Consider the following 17,593-nt stretch of genomic DNA (forward strand, 5'->3'; position numbering starts at 1 on the left):
ATGTTTGCATTCTTCTCCAAGCTCCTGGCCAAGATCACCGCTGTCGTCCAGTGGTTCGCCGATCTGGGCAAACAGGTGTTTAAAGACCTGTGGGAAATCGCCACCGATGTACCGTGCTGGATATTCGACAAGCTGCTGGACGTGGTGGTTTCCGCCATCAGTTCCCTGGACCTGTCTGGCCTGCAGCAGTACGGCGGTGCCTGGGGTTCGCTGCCCTCGGAAATCCTCAACATCCTCGGCCTGTTGGGTGTCGGTCAGGCCGTCGCCATCATCACCGCCGCCATCACGATCCGGCTGATCTTGCAGCTGATCCCCTTTACCCGGCTCGGATCATGATCAACGGATTAGAGGGAATCCCGGGCTCTGGCAAGAGCTATGAGGCATGTGTTTATCACGTGCTGGATGCGCTCAAAAAAGGGCGCATGGTGATTACAAATCTGCCGCTGGATATGGACACGCTGCAGGCTATGGACCCCGGTTATGTGGATTTGGTCCAGCGCCGTACGCGCCCCATGCCCATCCTCGGCACCTGGGACGCCGACCGCGTGGACGAAAACGGCAACGGTGATGCTTTCCAATTGTTCGAAGAAACAGCGTCCGAATTCACCATGCCTACGGGCGAAAAAATCGGCACTGCCAAGCCTAAAAATCCGGTCAAAGCCAGCGCGACGATCTTCTCCGGCGTGTGGGATTACTACTCTACGTGGAAGCACCCGACCACCGGGCAGGGACCGCTATTTGTCATTGACGAATGCCATGTTGCCATGCCGGTGCAGGACACGGACCCGCAGGTGGTGGAGTGGTTCAAATTGCACCGGCATTTCAACGCCGATGTGCTGCTGATGACGCAGAGTTTCAGGGACATTAACCAGCCCATCGCCCGCCTAATGGCGATGCTGGTCAAGGTCCGTAAAGCGGATATTTTGGGCAAGAAAGACCACTACATTCGCAAGGTGCATGCAGGCTATCGCGGTGCCATGATCTCCGACGAACAGCGCAAATACCGGCCTGAATTATTCAGGCTGTACAAGAGCCATACGCAGGGCAATTCGGTGTCGGAATCGGGCGCTTCTGACGTGTCGCCGTTCATCGTTAAATTCAACCGATTCAAGTGGTTTTTTGTGGTGATTACGGCGCTGGCCTGTGCCTACGCTTTTACGCCGAAAGACGACAAAAAGAAGCTGCCCACCAGCACGTCACAGCGCACCACCGCCGCACCCAAACCGGCCCAGTTAGCCGCCTCTGCAGTGCAGTCCGCAGTACCACAAGCCGCGGCATCCGCAGCCGCTGAAACGACCGCCGCCGCCGATGATCCTTACCCCGAACCCTACGGCCCCAAAGGTCTGCACATCACCGGCCATATCTCGGCGAAGGGCAGGGGGGTCTATACCGTCGCGGTCACCGATGGCATGGCGGTTATCGGGATGGTGACTAGCGCCGATTTAGTCAAGGTGGGATACACCTTTGAACCCCTGAACGACTGCGCTGCCGTGGTGGCGTTTGGGTCCAGAAAACGCACCATTGTTTGCGATGCACCGCAGGCGACTTTGATACCGCAAATGCAGGCCACTACGCCAGAAAAGCAAGCACCTAGTGCGGCCAGTACTGAGCCGATGACGTTGCGCAGGTTGTGATCTATGGCGTGCAGCCATAGCGGGTGATACTGGCTAGGCCACCGCATAACGCTAATCCAGTGCCCCGCGAACGCACGATAAACGTCTCCCGAAAAGTTCCCGCGCTGGCTGGATTTTTCCTTAAAAAGCAGGGCAATTTCGCGTCCTAGAAAGCATGGTTTTTGGGGTCTTCTTGATGTGTAACTGATTGTTATTTCGAAACAGAATTCGGCCCTCAAACACAAAGAAACAGGGAGTTTTTCGGATGCTTATTGGTTATGCGCGGGTGTCAACAAGGGACCAAGAAACTGACCTGCAGCTTGATGCATTGCACAGGGCAGGGGTTACAGAAATCTATGAAGAAAAGGCGAGTTCTGTTGGCACACGCCCGCAGCTAAGGCGCTGTCTTGCGGCCTTGCGTCCAGGGGACATTTTTGTAATCTACAAGCTCGACCGCGTTGCGCGGTCGCTGCCCGATCTGCTGTCTATCCTCGCGCAAATAAAAGCCGCTGGTGCCCTGGTCAAAAGCCTGACCGAGCCGCTCGACACGACCACCGCAATGGGGTCATTCGTTATCCAGATTTTGGGTGCCGTTGCAGAACTAGAGCGCGGCATCATCCGTGAGCGATCTATAGCCGGCCAGCAGGCCGCACGTGATCGCGGCAATCTCCCTGGCCGAACCCGCGCCCTGTCCGCTGATGCAGAGGCGGAGGTGGTTAAGCTTTATGCAACAGGCAACTACACTCAAAACAATCTTGCCAAGCTATTTGGAGTGTCGGATTCGGTGATAAAACGCGCTATTTATAGGGATCGCACTCCAGGACATTCGAGTCTTAGATAGTGCCTTGTACGTACATGCGACACGCCGCCCAACGGTGATGGATGGAGTCTTTTGGTTTGGAAATTTCATCGCCAACATTGATGAAGTACTTGAATTTTCAATGCTATTTCCCCTGTCATAATCGGTGAAACATTTAGAAACGCAAATTGGTAAAATGCTAAGGATAACCGTTGACTTATCGTGAAGTTCTTCCAGATAGTTGCCCACCGCAAGCCGTAAATGCACCAACCGTCGCAGTTCTTTGGCGACTACTCAAGTCTGATGCTATTTGTGATGGAGACTTCGATAGTACTCAGCAACGTAACCTTAATAAAACTTTTCCAAATCCATGTGAGGCTAGAAGTGTTTCCCTTGTGCCAGAGTTGGCCCAATGTAAAACCATTGCCAAATCCCCGCGCATGAGGCATTTTCTTTTTGCGGTTCCAGTTACTCATGATGCTCAGGCAGGTACGTGGCATCAGGATACACCCACTCATGTTCATTGGTGGGTTTACCATAATACGAGTCCATTAACCTTGGTTGGTCAAATAGAGAAATTGCATGACTAGGCTCTCAGTAACAGAAGTTTTGTTAGCCTACGATGGTCCGTTGGTCGTTGTCGCAAATGATGGAGTTGGCGAAAGCGCCTATGTCGGTATAAATTATGATGATGGAGAAACTGCTCACCTTTTTCATTTTGCTAAGGTTAGTCAATCTAATCTTCAACAGCTTTACGATCAGCGTATTGATGTCAGATATCTAATTACTAAACTTCGCCAAGGCCGCCATTTCCTTGGCGAAGGCTGGGGCAACAAAGGCGAAAAATTTATCGTTAAAAAAGTACTGGCGTTGGAACCGGAGTGGTTACCTGAAACAGGAATGTTCATCGCTCACCAGTCTGTTCCAGGCGTGCATACGGAGTTAAAGACTGTTCAAATCGATGGCCGATGGGGCATCGATGATTTAAGGAAATTTTCGGACTTGGTGCAGGATGCTTATGCATTTGTTTATGCTTTGTCAGGGATAGGTGCGGCATCCACCAAGCAGAAAATGGGAATTTTATTTAGAAAATATCCTTGGCGCGGTGGCTTTAGTTCCGTCAATTTTTTTGACGATCTTTACAGTATTATTCCAAGCGGAGAACGCGCACAGGTCCGAAAAATTCAGTATGCATCTCCTGGTACTATCCAGCTGAAGATGGATGGAACGGTTGCTGCGTCAATAAGAGATTTCGTATCGACTATTAACACCATCGAATCTACGGCGACAAAGGCGTATTCTGATGCTAGAAGTACTTTGAGATTGCGAGGTTGGCTTGGTAAAGCAAAAGATGACTTGGAACTGACGAATCAAGATGAGGCCATGCTCTTAATACTAGTCGGTAAACTTTCAGTTGCCTTTGGGCTTTCTGGTCAGACCGATGAAATAGTATCATTTGCAAACTCTGATCCGTTGGGCGCAGTAAAAATTTTGCTCGCTTACTATAGGAGACTTGCCGGGCTAGCTGACTATGTTGCTACCGGAAAAGCTCAGGAGCTATTCACTTGAATGGTGTAGTTTTGACTGTTGGGGTTTTTTTGGAATAGTTTGCATACAAAAGAGCCTGTCTTCCGGGCCCTTTGGCAGTTCGTAATTCTCCGTTTTGGGTCTAACGCCAGTTGTCCATATTTTTGATGATGGCCGACCAATTCGACAGTTTTAGCTAAGGCATGAAATGAGTTGGTCGGGACCATGGTTGCAACACATGCCGTAACAAATCAGGTCTTGTAGAGACGGGTATTTAGGTCTCGAAGTTCATAATGGAAGACTGTTCCGGGTTTTCGGGACCAGTCGGAGTTGGTTATGGTTTCCATTGAGCAAATTGATGCTGCACGTGTTTCCTTGCTTTTTGCTGGTGGCGCACTGAAGTTTGAACAGCAAGCCTTAGAAATTTTGCTGCAAAGGCGCACCGAGCTGACGGCCTCTTTGTCCCTACAAGGATTGACCATAGGTCAGGCCGATGCGGAGTTTCTTAGGCTCTTAGATGTTCAGAGTGAAACCCTAGTCGCTCAGTCCAATGCTTTGACTTTCCGTAGTCGTGATTTCCGTGAGCTTTTGGAAAAATATACGGATCAATTGCTGCATTCATTCGCACTTTGATTTCCGGGCATAAAAAGCGCTTTTCGGTGGTTGGTTTAGTAGGTGCTTTGACAGGAGTTTTCCACAAAGTAAAAAGCCCGGTAAACCGGGCTTTTTGATGGGTCAGAAGTCTCCGTTTCCGCCAAATCCTAAAAGCCCTGCAACTGCAAAGTTGCAGGGCTTTTTTGTTTCTGCACGACGTGCTTGCGTTGCATCGAGCAGTCGAGCGCTAGCCGATTCGCCGTCCTTGGTTGACAGCGGGCCGCACCTCTTACCGGTGTCGATACATGCGCCGTTCGACTTATCTATTTTCGCGTAAAAAGTGTTTTTGGCGCTGATGTCATGCGCGGGGGCAGCTATGTATTCAATAGCAATACTGTCAGAGACTGCACCTATTTGACCAGCGGCCACACGCTGAAAAAACCGCCATCCACTGCAATCACCTGCCCGGTGATGCGCGTCGCAGCGTCGGACAGCAGCCAGGCCATGGCGTCGGCCACCTACGCAGCGGTCTGCACGCCGCCCGGCGGGTATTGCTTGCCCGCGCCTTCGCGCAGCGCGTCCGGGCGTAGCATGCTGGCCGCCATCGGCGTATCGGTCATGCCGGGCGCCACCACCTTGCCCTTGAACGGGGCAGGCGGCATCAGGCCTTCTTGGCCCAGGCGCTGCACCAGCCCTTGGCGGCGACCACCTTGCCGGCGAACAGCGGGCAGGCGCCGGTGGCGTCGGCTGGTTTGCCCTGGTAGAGCGCGCAGTTGCTGCAGGTCTGGGCTGCGGCATGCTTGGGGTACTTTTTGGCGTCGACTTTTGCGGTGTCGGCGGCGTAGCCGAGGGCGGCGGCTTGCGGGTCTTTTTCATCGACCTTGGCCTGGGCGCGTGCGCCGGTACTGAGAGTGCCAAGGGCTGTGCCGGTGGCGGCGATGGCCATGAGGAAAACGCGTCGTGGGTGTGTCATTTTTGGGTATCTCCTGCGGGCCGCGTAGGCGGCGTCCGCGGACTGCCTCCGTCAAGAGTAACGGTGGCTGGAGCATACGCATGCCAGGGCAAAATTCCCTGACCAGGATCAATACACGGTGGTTTAACTCTGCTACTGGAGTGCGAAGCGTTCTCAGTCGCGCTCAGTCGTTTTGCGAGCCGCGGTGCGCCCAGCCGGTGGTGTGCTTTTCCACGTAGCTGAACAGCTCGTACATGGCCATGGCCATCGCGCCGACCACCATCAGGCCGGCAAAGGCCAGGCCCATCTGCATCGACGATCCGGCCGAGATCAGCAGGTAGCCAATGCCCTCGTTGGCGGCCGTCATCTCCGACACCGTGGTGCCCACGAAGGCCAGCGTGATCGCCACCTTCAGTGAGCCGAAGAAGTAGGGCATGGAGCGCGGCAGGCCGACCTTGACCAGCACGTCCCAGCGCTTGGCGCCCAGCACCCGCAGCACGTCTTCCAGCTCGGGCTCCAGCGTGGCCAGGCCGGTGGCGATGTTCACCATGATGGGAAAGAAGCTGATCAGGAACGCCGTGAGGATGGCCGGCCCGGTGCCGATGCCGAACCACACCACCAGGATGGGCACGAATGCCGCTTTGGGCAGGGCGTTGAAGGCCGTCATTAGCGGGTAGATGGCCGCATAGGCCAGGCGCGAGCTGCCGACCACAAAGCCCAGCAGCACGCCGACCACAATCGCCAGGCCAAAGCCGGCCATGGTCACCCAGTAGGTGCGCCAGGCGTGGAGGGCGATGGGGCCCTTGAATTCGACCAGCTGGGTGGCGATGCGCCAGGGGCTGGGGAAGATGAATTCCGACACGTCGAAGGCGCTGCAGATGCCTTGCCACAGCAGCACGATGGCGACCAGCAGCACCCAGGGCGACCAGCGTTCCAGGGTCTTGGCGTTCATGGCGTGGTCTTTCGTATCGATCCGATGTGGCCGCGCAGCTCGTGCACGATGTCCGTGAATGCGGGCGTGTAGGTCAGCTCTAGCTCGCGCGGGCGCGGCAGCTCGATCTGCTTCTTGACGATGAAGCGGCCCGGGCTCTTGCCCATGACGTAGACCGTGTCGGCCAGGAACACGCTCTCGCGCAGGTCGTGGGTGACCAGAATCACGTTGAAGCGCTGCTCGGTCCACAGGTCGCGCAGGATGCACCACAGCTCCTCGCGGGTGAAGGCGTCGAGCGCGCCGAAGGGCTCGTCCAGCAGCAGCATCTTGGGCTCGTGGATCAGCGCGCGGCAGATGCTGGCGCGCTGCTGCATGCCGCCCGACAGCTGCCAGGGGAATTTGTCCTCATAGCCGGCCAGGCCGACTTTTTGCAGCAGCTGGCGCGCACGCTGCTCGAACTCCTTGCGCTTGGCCTTGAACTGGCTGCGATACGGCTCGACGATTTCCAGCGGCAGCAGCACGTTGTCCACCGTGGTGCGCCAGGGCAGCAGCGACGGCGCCTGGAAGGCCATGCCGGAGATCTTCAGCGGCCCGGTGGCCGGCTGGCCGTCGATGCGGATGCTGCCCTTGGACGGCATCTTCAGCCCGGTGGCCAGTTTCATGAAGGTGGACTTGCCGCAGCCCGAGGGGCCGACGATGGCAATGAACTCGCCTTGCTGCACCTGCAGGTCGATGGCTTCGACGGCGAACTGGTTTTGCGCGCGCAGCTCGTCGTTGTAAGCCAGCCAGACGTCGCGGAAGTCGACAAACGCGGGGGTATTCACAAATTTATAAGTATTTATAAGGAATAGGCCGCTGGCGCAGGCAGTACCTGCGCGAGCAGCTATAAAAAGAATAGTGTTTACTTCTTGGCTGGAAGTACGTTCAGCTCGGCAGCGCTGGGCAGGAAGCTGCCGTTCCACACCGCTTCCGGGTTCACCCGGGTCTTGGTGCCAAAGGCGTCGGATACCTGCGAGGCCATCAGCGACAGGCGCGGCGGCGTGGTGTTGCCAAAGCCTTCGGCGCGGGCGTTGGGCGTGTTGATGGCGGTGTCTATGGCCATGTTCAGGCGGCGCAGCTCCAGTGCGGTGTTGATGATGCCGTCGCGGGCTTTCACGTCTTCGACGGCGGCCGCGGGCTTGGCGATCACGTCCTTCATGCCCTTGGCAAAGGCTTGCAGGAAGGCTTTGACGGCAGCTGGGTTTTCCTTGATCAGCTTGGGCGAGGCGATGATTGCGTTGCCATACAGCTTGACGCCGAACTGCGGGTAGGGCAGCACGAGCACGTCTTCGGCCTTGGTGCCGCGGGCTTCCAGGTTCAGCAGCGAGGTGAAGGTGAAGCCGGTGATCGCGTCCACATCGCCGCGCACCAGCATGGTTTCGCGCAGCGGCGGGTCCATGGTGGTCCACTGCACGCCACTGATGCCGTTGGCCTTGGCGAAGATCGGGAACGCGCGGCGGCCGGCGTCGAACACCGGTGCGCCCAGCTTCTTGCCGTTGAGGTCGGCCGGGGTCTTGATGCCCGACTTCTTGAGCACCATCACCGAGGCCGGGGTGTCGGCATAGACCATCATCACCGCTACCGGCTTGTTCGGCGCGTCGGGGTTGTTGGCATGGAATTCCATCACTGCGGCCAGGTCGGCAAAGCCCATGTCGTAGACGCTGGAGGCCACGCGGGTGACGGCTCCGCCCGAGCCGTTGCCGGCGTCTATCGTCACGTCCAGCTTGGCGTCCTTGAAATAGCCTTTGGCCGCGGGCGTGAGGAACATGGCGGCCGGGCCTTCGAAGCGCCAGTCCAGCTGGAACTTGATCGGCGTGTTCTGGGCGAAAACCGGGGCGGCAAGCAGCAGGGCGGCGCTGGCGAGGGTGGCTTGCAGGAGGGCGCGTTGTGTCATGGAGTCTCCAAAGAGGTATCCAGACCTTACCGCAAAAAGAGTGCCTGCCCCAACAGAAAAGCGCACTATAAAAGTGCGCTTTTCAAGAGTTGGGCTGAGCGCCGGCTTACTTGCGGAAGGTGGACGCGTTGGCCACGGCCAGGGCCGTCATGTTGACCACCCGGCGCACGGTGGCCGAGGGAGTCAGGATGTGCGCCGATGCGGCCGCGCCCAGCAAGATGGGGCCGACGGTGACGCCGTTGCCGCCCGTGACCTTGAGCACGTTGAACAAGATGTTGGCCGCGTCCAGATTGGGGCAGACCAGCAGATTGGCTTCGCCGTGCAGGTTGGTTTCGGCGTCCAGCAGAGCGGCTTCGCGCAGGGGCTGCAGCAGGGCGGCATCGCCTTGCAGTTCACCATCGGACTCGATGTCGGGCGCCATGGCCTTGAACAGCTCATGGGCTGCGCGCATCTTGCGGGCCGAGGGGCGGTCCGACGAGCCGTAGTTGGAGTGCGACAAGAACGCCACCTTGGGTGGCAGGCCGAAGCGTGACACCTCATCGGCGGCCATTACGGCAATGCTGGCCAGTTCTTCGGCGGTCGGGTCTTCGTTGACAAACGCGTCGGTGATGAACAAGGTGTGCTTTTCCAGCATCAGCGCGTTGAGCGCGGCAAAGCCGGAGGCGCCTTTCTTCAGGCCGATGATGTCGCGCACGTGTTGTAGATGGCCTTCGTAGCGGCCCAGCAGTCCGCACAGCATGGCGTCTGCATCGCCCAGGCGCACCATCAGCGCGGCGATGGTGGTGTTGGAGCGGCGCACCGCGGCCTTGGCCACGTCTTGCGACACGCCGCGGCGGCCCATCAGGCGGTGGTAGGTTTCCCAGTACTGGCGGAAGCGGGCGTCGTCCTCGGGGTTCACCACTTCCACATCGGCGCCGACGCGGATGCGCAAGCCGGCTTTCAGGATGCGGGCCTCGATCACCGCCGGACGGCCGATCAGGATGGGGTGGGCCAGGTTTTCATCGACGGCCAATTGGGCGGCGCGCAGCACGCGTTCGTCTTCGCCCTCGGCATAGGCGACACGCTTGGCGTTGGCGGGCACGGCCTTGGCGGCGCTGAACACCGGGCGCATGAACATGCCGGTTTGGTAGACAAAGCGCATCAGGCTTTGGCGGTAGGCTTCCATGTCCTTGATCGGGCGGGTCGCCACGCCGGACTCTTCGGCAGCCTTGGCCACGGCGGGGGCGATGCGCAGGATCAGGCGCGAGTCGAATGGCGTGGGGATCAGGTATTCGCTGCCGAACACCAGCTCTTTGCCCGAGTAGGCGGCGGCGACTTCTTCGCTGATATCGGCCTTGGCCAGGTCGGCGATCTGGCGTACGCAGGCCAGCTTCATGGCTTCGGTGATCTTGGTCGCGCCGCAATCCAGTGCGCCGCGGAAGATGTAGGGGAAGCACAGCACGTTGTTGACCTGGTTCGGGTAGTCCGAACGGCCGGTGGCGATGATGCAGTCGGGGCGCACGGCCTTGGCCAGCTCGGGGCGGATCTCGGGCTCTGGGTTGGCCAGTGCCAGGATGATGGGCTTGGGCGCCATGGTCTTGACCATCTCAGCGGTCAGCACGCCCGCGGCCGAGCAGCCCAGGAACACGTCGGCGTTGTTGACAGCGTCGGCCAGGGTGCGGGCCGAGGTGTCCTGCGCATAGCGCTCTTTGGAGGCGTCGAAACCGCCGGGGCGGCCCTGGTAGATGATGCCCTTGGAGTCGCAGGCGAAGATGTTCTTGCGCTGCACGCCCAGGCCGACCATCACGTCCAGGCAGGCAATGGCCGCGGCGCCGGCGCCGGATACCGCCACCTTCACGTCTTCGATCTTCTTGCCCACCAGTTCCAGGCCGTTCAGCAGGGCGGCCGACGAGATGATGGCCGTGCCGTGCTGGTCGTCGTGGAACACCGGGATGTTCATGCGCTCACGCAGCTTTTGCTCGATGTAGAAGCACTCGGGGGCTTTGATGTCTTCGAGGTTCACGCCGCCCAGCGTGGGTTCCATGGCGGCAATGATCTCGACCAGCTTATCGGGGTCGTTCTCGGCCAGCTCGATGTCGAATACGTCGATGCCGGCGAACTTCTTGAACAAACAGCCCTTGCCCTCCATCACTGGCTTGGAGGCCAGCGGGCCGATATTGCCCAGGCCCAGCACGGCGGTGCCGTTGGTGATCACGCCGACCAGGTTGCCGCGCGAGGTGTATTCGGCCGCCAGAGACGGGTCGCGCTCGATGTCCAGGCAGGGGTAGGCGACACCGGGGGAATAGGCCAGCGACAGGTCGCGCTGGTTGGACAGTGGCTTGGTCGCGTTGACCGAAATTTTCCCCTTGGTGGGGGTGCAGTGGTATTCGCGGGCTGCGTCGCGCAGCGCCATTTCTGCGGGCGAAATGTCTTTGGCCATTGTGTCCTCGGTGGAATTATTAGGTGTGTAAGCCTACCGCAAGCCATGGTCGATAGTCCCCGTGGAGACTACCTACTCTATGCAAAACGTGTATAGGGTTATGCGAGCAAATCGACCAGGGTGCGGGCAATCACCTTGGTGGCGCGGCGCAGGTCTTCCAGCTCCAGGCGCTCGTCGGCGCGCTTGGCGTGCGACTCCAGCACGGTGCGCGGACCGGCGCCATAGATCACGCCAGGAATGCCGGCCGCCGCATACAGCCGCACATCGGTGTACAGCGGTGTGCCGGTGGCGGGAATCGGTTCGCCAAACACCGCCAGGCCATGTTTCTGGATGGCCTCGACCAGCGGCGCGTTGCCGGGCAGGGGCTGCATCGAGTGGGCGAGCAGCAGGCGCTTGATGTCGACAGTGATGCCGGGCTGGCTGGCGGCCGCATCGGCGATCAGCTGGCGGATGTTGGCTTCGACTTCGACCGGGTTTTCTTCCGGGATCATGCGGCGGTCCAGCTTGAACACCACCTTGCCGGGAACCACATTGGTGTTGGTGCCGCCGTCGATGGTGCCGACGTTCAGGTAGGGGTGGGTGATACCTTCCACCGCGGAAGTGACCTGCTGGTACAGCGCGTTTTGCGCATACAAGCTGTTCAGAATATGCACCGCGCCCTGCAGTGCATCGACGCCACTGGTCGGAATGGCGGCATGGGCCATCTTGCCGTGCACCGTGACCTCCATCTGCAGGCAGCCGTTGTGGGCGGTAACGACCTGGTAGGAGAAGCCGGCGGCGATCAGCAGATCGGGCTTGACGATCTTGTTCTTGAGCAGCCAGCCCGGGCCGACTTCGCCGCCGAATTCCTCGTCGTAGGTGAAGTGCAGCTCGACCGCGCCTTTCAATGGCAGGCCCAGCGATTCCAGCGCCCGCAGCGCAAAGGTGAAGCTGGCGAAATCACCTTTGCTGACGGCGGTGGCACGGCCGTAGATCTTGCCGTCGGCGATTTCCGCACCGTAGGGGTCGTGGCTCCAGCCCTCGCCGGGCGGCACCACGTCGCCATGGGCGTTCAGCGCAATCGTCTTGCCCGGGCCGTAGGCGCGGCGCACCACCAGGTTGGTGATGGATTGCAGGCCGGCGGCGGCCACATCGGCGGCCGGCACTGGGTGCTTCTCCACCGCCAGGCCCATGGCTTCGAGCAGCTCGGCGGCGCGGTCGGCATGGGGCGCGTTGTTGCCGGGTGGGGTGTCGGTGGGGACGCGGATCAGCGCTTGCAGAAAGGCGACTTGCTCATCGAAATGCTGGTCAATCCAGGCGTCGAGCGGGGTGTACGTGTTGGTAGCGTTGATAGCGGTCATGGAACGGAAAGATGGTTCAAGAGATGGGAAAAAGCCTCGACGGCGAGCTGCATGTCGTCGCTGGTGCTGCTTTCCAGCGGGTTGTGGCTGATGCCGGCGTTCTGGCCGCGCACGAACAGCATGGCCTGGGGCATGACCTCGTGCAGTTTCATCGCATCGTGGCCGGCGCCGCTGGGCATGCGGTGCAGCGGCACGCCGAGTGCCTGCACCGCCTGTTCCCAGCGCTGCTGCCAGGCGGGCGCGCTGGGCGCGGCGGCGGCGCGCATAGTCTCTTCCAGCGTGTAGCGCAAGCCCCGGCGTTCGCAGATCGCTTGCAGCGCGGCCAGCACGTCGTTAGCCAGGGCATCGCGTTGCGCATTGTTCGGTGCGCGCAGGTCCAGGCTGAATGCGCAGGCACCCGGCACCACGTTGATGGAGCCGTTGGGTACCTGCAGCATGCCCATGGTGCCGACCGAGTCGCCGTCCTGGGCTGCGCGCTGCTCTACATACAGCGCCAGCTCGGCCACGGCGGTGGCGGCGTCGCGGCGCCGGTTCATCGGCGTGGTGCCGGCATGGCAGGCCACGCCTTCTACCTTGCCGGTGTAGCGCACGCTGCCATTGATCGAGGTGACGATGCCCAGCGGGATGTCCAGCTCGTTGAGTACCGGGCCTTGCTCGATGTGGACTTCGACAAAGCCCAGGTAGTCGGCCGGCTTGCGCTGCAGCGCCGGGATGTCTTCGGGCCGCAAGCCCGCGTGTGCCATGGCCTGCCGCATGGAAACGCCGTCCGCATCGGTCTGGTCCAGCCAGTCGGGGTTGAAGTGGCCGATCAGCGCGCCCGAGCCCAGGAAGGTGGCTTTGAAGCGCTGGCCTTCTTCTTCGGCAAAGCCCACCACTTCGAAGTGGAAGGGCAGGCGCAGGCCTTGGCGCGACAGTTCGCGCACGCAGGCCATGGGCACATAAATGCCCAGCCGGCCGTCGTACTTGCCGCCGTTGCGTACTGTGTCGTAATGGCTGCCGGTCAGCAAGGTCTTGGCATCGGGCGTGGCCGCGTGGTAGCGGCCCACCACGTTGCCCACCGCATCGATGGCCACCGTGTCGAAGCCGCAGTCGCGCATGGTCTGGGCGATCTGGGCGGCGCAGGCGCGGTGCGCGTCGGTCAGGTAGGTGACGGTAAGCTGGCCTTGGTCGGCGTAGCCGGGGTCGGTATGGACGCTCAGGTCTTCTTGCCAGTCCCAGACCAGGTTGCCCAGCGCCGGGTGCGCATCGAACGCGTCGTTCAGCCGGATCTCGACGATGCGGTGGATGTTGCGCAAGGCCTCGGCGTGTTCAAAGTCGGCTGGGTTGCGCAGCCGCCGCACAAAGGTGTCGATGATCTGCTGCTTGCGCAAGCCGGTACCGCGTGGCCCGCGCACCGCCAGGATGAACGGGAAGCCGAAACGCGCCAAGTAGTCGGCGTTCAGTTGCTGCAGCTGGGCCAGCTCCTCGGGCGTGCAGCGCGTCAAGCCGGCCTGGTTTTGTTCGTGGCTGGATTCGGTGGTCAGCGGCGTGGCCGCTTTGCCGGCCAGTTCCGGGTGGGCGCGTATCAGGTCCAGCTGGGCCTGCGTGTCTGCGGCTGCCAGCACCTGGACCATGGCGTGCTTGAACTGCGCGAGCGATTGGAACGGCCGGGCTTCCAGGGCTTTGGCCGCGATCCAGGGGGAATGCTCGTACAAGCCAGGCAGCTGCTGCAGTACCTCGTCTTGGGGAGCGGTGTTGAGGAAGGCGAGCGTCAGTGCCATGCAAATCAAACGGTGGGGGCGGGGCGATAGGGGTGTACTTGTTGCCAGTGGCGGGCAATGTCGATGCGGCGGCAGATCCAGACCCGCTCATGGCTTTGCACGTAGTCCAGAAATTTCTGCAGCGCACCAAAGCGGCCGGGCTTGCCCAGCACCCGGCAGTGCATGCCGATGCTCATCATCTTCGGAGCTTCGTCGCCCTCGGCATACAGCACGTCGAAGCTGTCCTTCAGGTACTGCAGGAAGTGGTCTCCGGTGTTGAAGCCCTGGACCTGCACGCAGCGCATGTCGTTGGTGTCCAGCGAATAGGGGATCACCAAGCGCGGCTCTACCGTGCCGTCGCTCTTGGTGGTGGGCAGCCAGAATGGCAGGTCGTCGCCGTAGTAGTCGCTGTCGTAGGCAAAGCCGCCCTGGTCGGCCAGCAGGCGCCGGGTATTCGGGCTGTCGCGGCCGGTGTACCAGCCTTGCGGCCATTGGCCGTCGGTCATCTGGCGGATGATTTCGGCGCCGACTTCCATGTGCAGGCGCTCGGTAGCTTCGGGCAGGTTCTGGTAGTGGATCCAGCGCCAGCCGTGGCAGGCGATTTCGTGGCCCAGGTCGACAAAGGCCTGGGTCAGCTCGGGGTGGCGCTGCAAGGCCATGGATACGCCGAAGATGGTCAGCGGCAGGCCGCGCTTTTCGAACTCGCGCAGGATGCGCCAGGAGCCGACCCGCGAACCGTATTCGTACATGGACTCGATGGTCATGTGGCGGTCCGGGAAGGGCTGGGCGGTGATCAGCTCGGACAAGAAGGTTTCGGATGCCGCGTCGCCGTGCAGCACGCTGTTTTCGCCACCTTCTTCGTAGTTGAGGACGAACTGGACCGCGATCTTGGCCTGGTTCGGCCATTGCGCATGGGGCACATTGCGGCCGTAGCCGACGAGGTCACGGGGGTAGGGTACGGAGGTCTCGGTCATGGGCTGTCTCAAGCACAAGTCAGGCCAAAGCCATGGCGATGTCGTTGCTGGGAATCTTGCGGTCGAAGGTCAGGCTGGCTTCCACGCTCTTCAGGTGCTCGTCCATCAGCTGCACGGCCAGGGCTTCGTCCTTGGCGGCCAGCGCCTGGATCAGCGCATCGTGCTCGTCGCAGGCATGCTCGGAAGCGTTGTCGGTCTGGTACATCAGGGTGATCAGCGAGCAGCGCGACAGCAGCTCGACCATCATCTGCACCAGCACATCGTTGTCCAGCAGCTCGGCCATGCGCAGGTGGAAGTTGCCCAGCACCTCGGTGCGGTTGGTCAGGTCCTTGTCCTTCAGCGCGGCTTTTTCGGTGGCGGCCTGGTCCTTCAAGGCCTTGATCTTGCTGGGCGTGATGTCGCGCACCAGGGCCCGCACCATTTCGGCTTCCAGCATGCGGCGCACCGTAAATACCTGGCGCGCCTCGGCCACCGAGGGGGCTGCCACGAACGCGCCGCGCGCGGGCTCCAGGCGGATCAGGCGGTTTTGCGACAGCTGGAACAAAGCTTGGCGCACCAGGGTGCGCGAGACGCCAAAGTGGTCGGCCAGTTTTTGTTCGGCCAGCTTGGTGCCCGGGTGCAGCCTGTGCTCCACAATCGCTTTGGTCAGGGCTTCAACGATGGTGTTGGTGTTCGTGGTGGTGGATTCCATCACAAGATAATAGCGCAAATTTTCATACTGTATACAAATTTGCGGACTGATAAATGTTTGATTATGTGAGGACAAAAGTATGGGACTGAGCACACACGTTTTGGATACCATGCACGGCTGCCCGGCGGCCGGTATGGCGGTTGCGCTGTATGCAACGCAGGGCGACAGCAGCCGTTTGTTGCAAAGCCTGGTGCTGAATGCTGACGGCCGCACCGATGCGCCCCTGTTTGACAACGCCAGCCTGCAGGTCGGCACCTACCGCCTGGTGTTCGATGTGGCGGCCTATTTCAAGGCCCGCGGCGTGGTCTTGCCCGAGCCGAATTTCCTAAACAAGGTCAGCCTGGACTTCGGCGTGGCCGACACCCGCCAGCACTACCACGTGCCGCTACTGGTCAGCCCCTGGAGCTATTCGACCTACCGCGGCAGCTAGCCGGCGGAGCAGGGGTGTCACGCCGCTGACTTGGTTTCGCCACACAATCCGCCCCATCGATTGTTTTGGGATGGTCATGAAATTTATAAAAAATCGGCTGTTTGCGCAGGTAGTGCTTGCGGTGGCAGCTACGTTTTCTGTAGCGAGTGGTTGGGCGGCGGATGCGCGCCCGGCCTATCCCGACAAGCCGGTCAAGATCGTCGTGCCGTTCGCGCCCGGCGCCGGCACCGACGCCATGGGCCGGCTGATGGCGCAAAAACTCGGCGAGGTGATGGGCGCCAACTTCGTGGTCGAGAACCGTACCGGTGCCTCGGGCGCCATCGGTACGCAGGCGGTGGCGACGGCCCCGGCCGACGGCTACACCTTGCTGCTGGTGGCCTCGCCGTTCACCACGGTGGCGGCGGCCATGCCCAGCGCCCACTACGATCCGCTGACCCAGTTTGCGCCAGTGGGCATGATCGCCAGCGGCCCGCTGGTCTGGGCCACCAATACCCAGATGCCGGCGCGCGACATGAAAGAGCTGGTGCGCATGGCGCGGCAGCAGCCCGGCGTGCTGAACTACGGCTCGGCCGGCGCTGGCGGCGTCAACCACCTGGTGCTGGAGCTGCTGAAGGCCCGCACCGGCACCTTCATCACCCATATTCCCTACCGCGGCGTGGCCCCGGCCACCATGGACATGCTGGCCGGCCATGTGCAGCTGGTCACCGGCACCATCCCGGCGCTGCTGCCCTTCATCAAGGACGGCCGGGTGCGCCCCTTGGCCGTCACCAGCGCCAAGCGCTCCAGCGCGCTGCCCGATGTGCCCAGCATGGCCGAAGCCGGCTTCCCGGGCATCGACGTGGTGAACTACTTTGCGCTGATGGCGCCGGCCGGCACGCCCGTGGCCATCGTCAACCAACTGAACGCGGCCATCAACCAGGTGGTAGCCATGCCCGAGGTGGTGGCCCGCTTCAAGGCCGATGCTGTGGATGCCGCACCCGGTTCGCCGGCGCTGCTCGGCCACTTCATCGAAGCCGACTACCGCGCCTGGCGCAATGTGGTGAAGACGCAGAACCTCAAACTGGAGTAATTGCGCTCGACCCAGGGCTATAGCTGCCCTTCGGTCAGCGTATCCAGCTGGAACTGGCCGCTCTTGTCCCATAGCCAAGTGTCGGTATAGACCACCTTGCCCATGCGCGATGGCGGAGGAAACGGCGCTGCCTCGCGCACCGTGCGCTCGATCTCGCTGATCACCTCGGGCGCATGCTTGGGGGCACGCATCCAGTGCAGGCCGGTGACCCGGCCTTGCCGGTCCAGGTTCACCTCCAGCACGCCGATCGCGTACAGATTGGGCTGCATCTTGCCCTGGTAGATGCGGCTGGCATTGCGCTCGTACAGATGGCGGGCGGCATCGCGCCGGTAGTCGCGCGGCGTGGACGCGTTGGATATCTTGGGCGCGGCTGCCACGGGCGCGGGGGCCGGCACGCTGGGCTTGGCTGCGGCTTCGGGCGTGACCGGCGTGATCGTCGGGCCGGGTGTGGCGGGCGCAGGTGCCGAGCTGCAGCCGGCCAGCAGGCTGGCCACCGTGGCCGTGCCGGCCGCCAGGGCCAAGCGCAGGTATCGGGGCAGGTATTTGGAGGTGTGGGGATTCATGGTGTGGTGGTGCTTGCGT

At 61.0% G+C, this 17,593-nt stretch carries 20 protein-coding genes; 8 read left to right on the forward strand and 12 right to left on the reverse strand.

Annotated elements, in window-relative coordinates:
• From J2X19_RS11570 to J2X19_RS11595, 6 genes are all read left to right on the forward strand, one after another.
• Entirely contained in the window at window positions 1–336 is a 336-nt protein-coding gene (locus J2X19_RS11570; protein ID WP_310373252.1) for a DUF2523 family protein, read from the forward strand.
• Window positions 333–1,634 (forward strand): zonular occludens toxin domain-containing protein, encoded by a 1,302-nt coding sequence (locus tag J2X19_RS11575; protein WP_310373253.1) that lies wholly within the window; start codon window positions 333–335, stop codon window positions 1,632–1,634. The genes J2X19_RS11570 and J2X19_RS11575 overlap by 4 nt, the downstream gene beginning before the upstream one ends.
• 244 nt (window positions 1,635–1,878) lie before the next feature.
• The gene (locus J2X19_RS11580) at window positions 1,879–2,454 is read left to right on the forward strand and encodes a recombinase family protein (RefSeq protein ID WP_310373254.1); all 576 of its coding nucleotides are present in this window, start codon (window positions 1,879–1,881) and stop codon (window positions 2,452–2,454) included.
• Window positions 2,455–2,624: 170 nt separating this feature from the next.
• Window positions 2,625–3,002 carry a hypothetical protein gene (locus J2X19_RS11585; RefSeq protein ID WP_310373255.1) on the forward strand — a complete coding sequence of 126 codons (378 nt, stop codon included), beginning with the start codon at window positions 2,625–2,627 and terminating at the stop codon, window positions 3,000–3,002.
• Window positions 2,995–3,981, forward strand: a complete 987-nt coding sequence (locus J2X19_RS11590; protein WP_310373256.1) for a DUF6575 domain-containing protein — start codon at window positions 2,995–2,997, stop codon at window positions 3,979–3,981. The genes J2X19_RS11585 and J2X19_RS11590 overlap by 8 nt, the downstream gene beginning before the upstream one ends.
• A 294-nt stretch (window positions 3,982–4,275) precedes the next feature.
• A complete protein-coding gene (locus J2X19_RS11595) occupies window positions 4,276–4,572 on the forward strand; it encodes a hypothetical protein (protein ID WP_310373257.1) in 297 nt (98 codons plus the stop codon).
• Window positions 4,573–4,943: 371 nt separating this feature from the next.
• Here the strand turns inward: J2X19_RS11595 and J2X19_RS11600 are convergent, their stop codons facing one another.
• The 11 genes from J2X19_RS11600 to J2X19_RS11650 form a co-directional block, all read right to left on the reverse strand.
• Window positions 4,944–5,039, reverse strand: coding sequence for a hypothetical protein (locus J2X19_RS11600; protein WP_310373258.1), 96 nt, complete (start codon window positions 5,037–5,039; stop codon window positions 4,944–4,946).
• 12 nt (window positions 5,040–5,051) lie between these two features.
• On the reverse strand, window positions 5,052–5,195 hold the full coding sequence (locus J2X19_RS11605) for a hypothetical protein (protein WP_310373259.1): 144 nt from the start codon (window positions 5,193–5,195) through the stop codon (window positions 5,052–5,054).
• Window positions 5,195–5,506, reverse strand: a complete 312-nt coding sequence (locus J2X19_RS11610; protein WP_310373260.1) for a high-potential iron-sulfur protein — start codon at window positions 5,504–5,506, stop codon at window positions 5,195–5,197. Before J2X19_RS11610 ends, J2X19_RS11605 begins: the two co-directional genes overlap by 1 nt.
• A 163-nt stretch (window positions 5,507–5,669) precedes the next feature.
• On the reverse strand, window positions 5,670–6,437 hold the full coding sequence (locus tag J2X19_RS11615) for an ABC transporter permease (RefSeq protein WP_092756129.1): 768 nt from the start codon (window positions 6,435–6,437) through the stop codon (window positions 5,670–5,672).
• Window positions 6,434–7,240: an ABC transporter ATP-binding protein gene (locus tag J2X19_RS11620; protein WP_310373261.1), complete on the reverse strand. Its 807-nt coding sequence runs from the start codon at window positions 7,238–7,240 to the stop codon at window positions 6,434–6,436. Before J2X19_RS11620 ends, J2X19_RS11615 begins: the two co-directional genes overlap by 4 nt.
• Before the next feature lie 77 nt (window positions 7,241–7,317).
• On the reverse strand, window positions 7,318–8,349 hold the full coding sequence (locus J2X19_RS11625) for an ABC transporter substrate-binding protein (RefSeq protein WP_310373262.1): 1,032 nt from the start codon (window positions 8,347–8,349) through the stop codon (window positions 7,318–7,320).
• A 106-nt stretch (window positions 8,350–8,455) separates the two neighbouring features.
• Entirely contained in the window at window positions 8,456–10,768 is a 2,313-nt protein-coding gene (locus J2X19_RS11630) for an NADP-dependent malic enzyme (RefSeq protein WP_310373263.1), read from the reverse strand.
• Window positions 10,769–10,866: 98 nt separating this feature from the next.
• Window positions 10,867–12,108 carry a M20 family metallopeptidase gene (locus J2X19_RS11635; RefSeq protein WP_310373264.1) on the reverse strand — a complete coding sequence of 414 codons (1,242 nt, stop codon included), beginning with the start codon at window positions 12,106–12,108 and terminating at the stop codon, window positions 10,867–10,869.
• Entirely contained in the window at window positions 12,105–13,868 is a 1,764-nt protein-coding gene (gene uraD, locus J2X19_RS11640) for a 2-oxo-4-hydroxy-4-carboxy-5-ureidoimidazoline decarboxylase (RefSeq protein WP_310373265.1), read from the reverse strand. The genes J2X19_RS11635 and uraD overlap by 4 nt, the downstream gene beginning before the upstream one ends.
• 5 nt (window positions 13,869–13,873) lie before the next feature.
• Window positions 13,874–14,821: an allantoinase PuuE gene (gene puuE / locus J2X19_RS11645; protein WP_310373266.1), complete on the reverse strand. Its 948-nt coding sequence runs from the start codon at window positions 14,819–14,821 to the stop codon at window positions 13,874–13,876.
• Window positions 14,822–14,840: 19 nt separating this feature from the next.
• Window positions 14,841–15,512: a GntR family transcriptional regulator gene (locus J2X19_RS11650; protein WP_116603672.1), complete on the reverse strand. Its 672-nt coding sequence runs from the start codon at window positions 15,510–15,512 to the stop codon at window positions 14,841–14,843.
• Between the two features lie 79 nt (window positions 15,513–15,591).
• On the opposite strand from J2X19_RS11650, the gene uraH reads away from it, so the two are divergent.
• Both uraH and J2X19_RS11660 read left to right on the forward strand, forming a co-directional pair.
• A complete protein-coding gene (uraH, locus tag J2X19_RS11655) occupies window positions 15,592–15,942 on the forward strand; it encodes a hydroxyisourate hydrolase (protein WP_310373267.1) in 351 nt (116 codons plus the stop codon).
• Window positions 15,943–16,018: 76 nt separating this feature from the next.
• Complete coding sequence (locus J2X19_RS11660) at window positions 16,019–17,011, forward strand: tripartite tricarboxylate transporter substrate binding protein (protein ID WP_310373268.1); 993 nt, start codon at window positions 16,019–16,021, stop codon at window positions 17,009–17,011.
• Window positions 17,012–17,028: 17 nt separating this feature from the next.
• On the opposite strand, the gene J2X19_RS11665 is transcribed toward J2X19_RS11660, so the two are convergent.
• Window positions 17,029–17,574, reverse strand: a complete 546-nt coding sequence (locus tag J2X19_RS11665) for a hypothetical protein (RefSeq protein WP_310373269.1) — start codon at window positions 17,572–17,574, stop codon at window positions 17,029–17,031.
• Window positions 17,575–17,593: the final 19 nt, after the last annotated feature.

Source organism: Rhodoferax ferrireducens (assembly GCF_031458075.1).
GTDB classification, from domain to species: Bacteria; Pseudomonadota; Gammaproteobacteria; order Burkholderiales; family Burkholderiaceae_C; genus Rhodoferax_B; species Rhodoferax_B ferrireducens_A.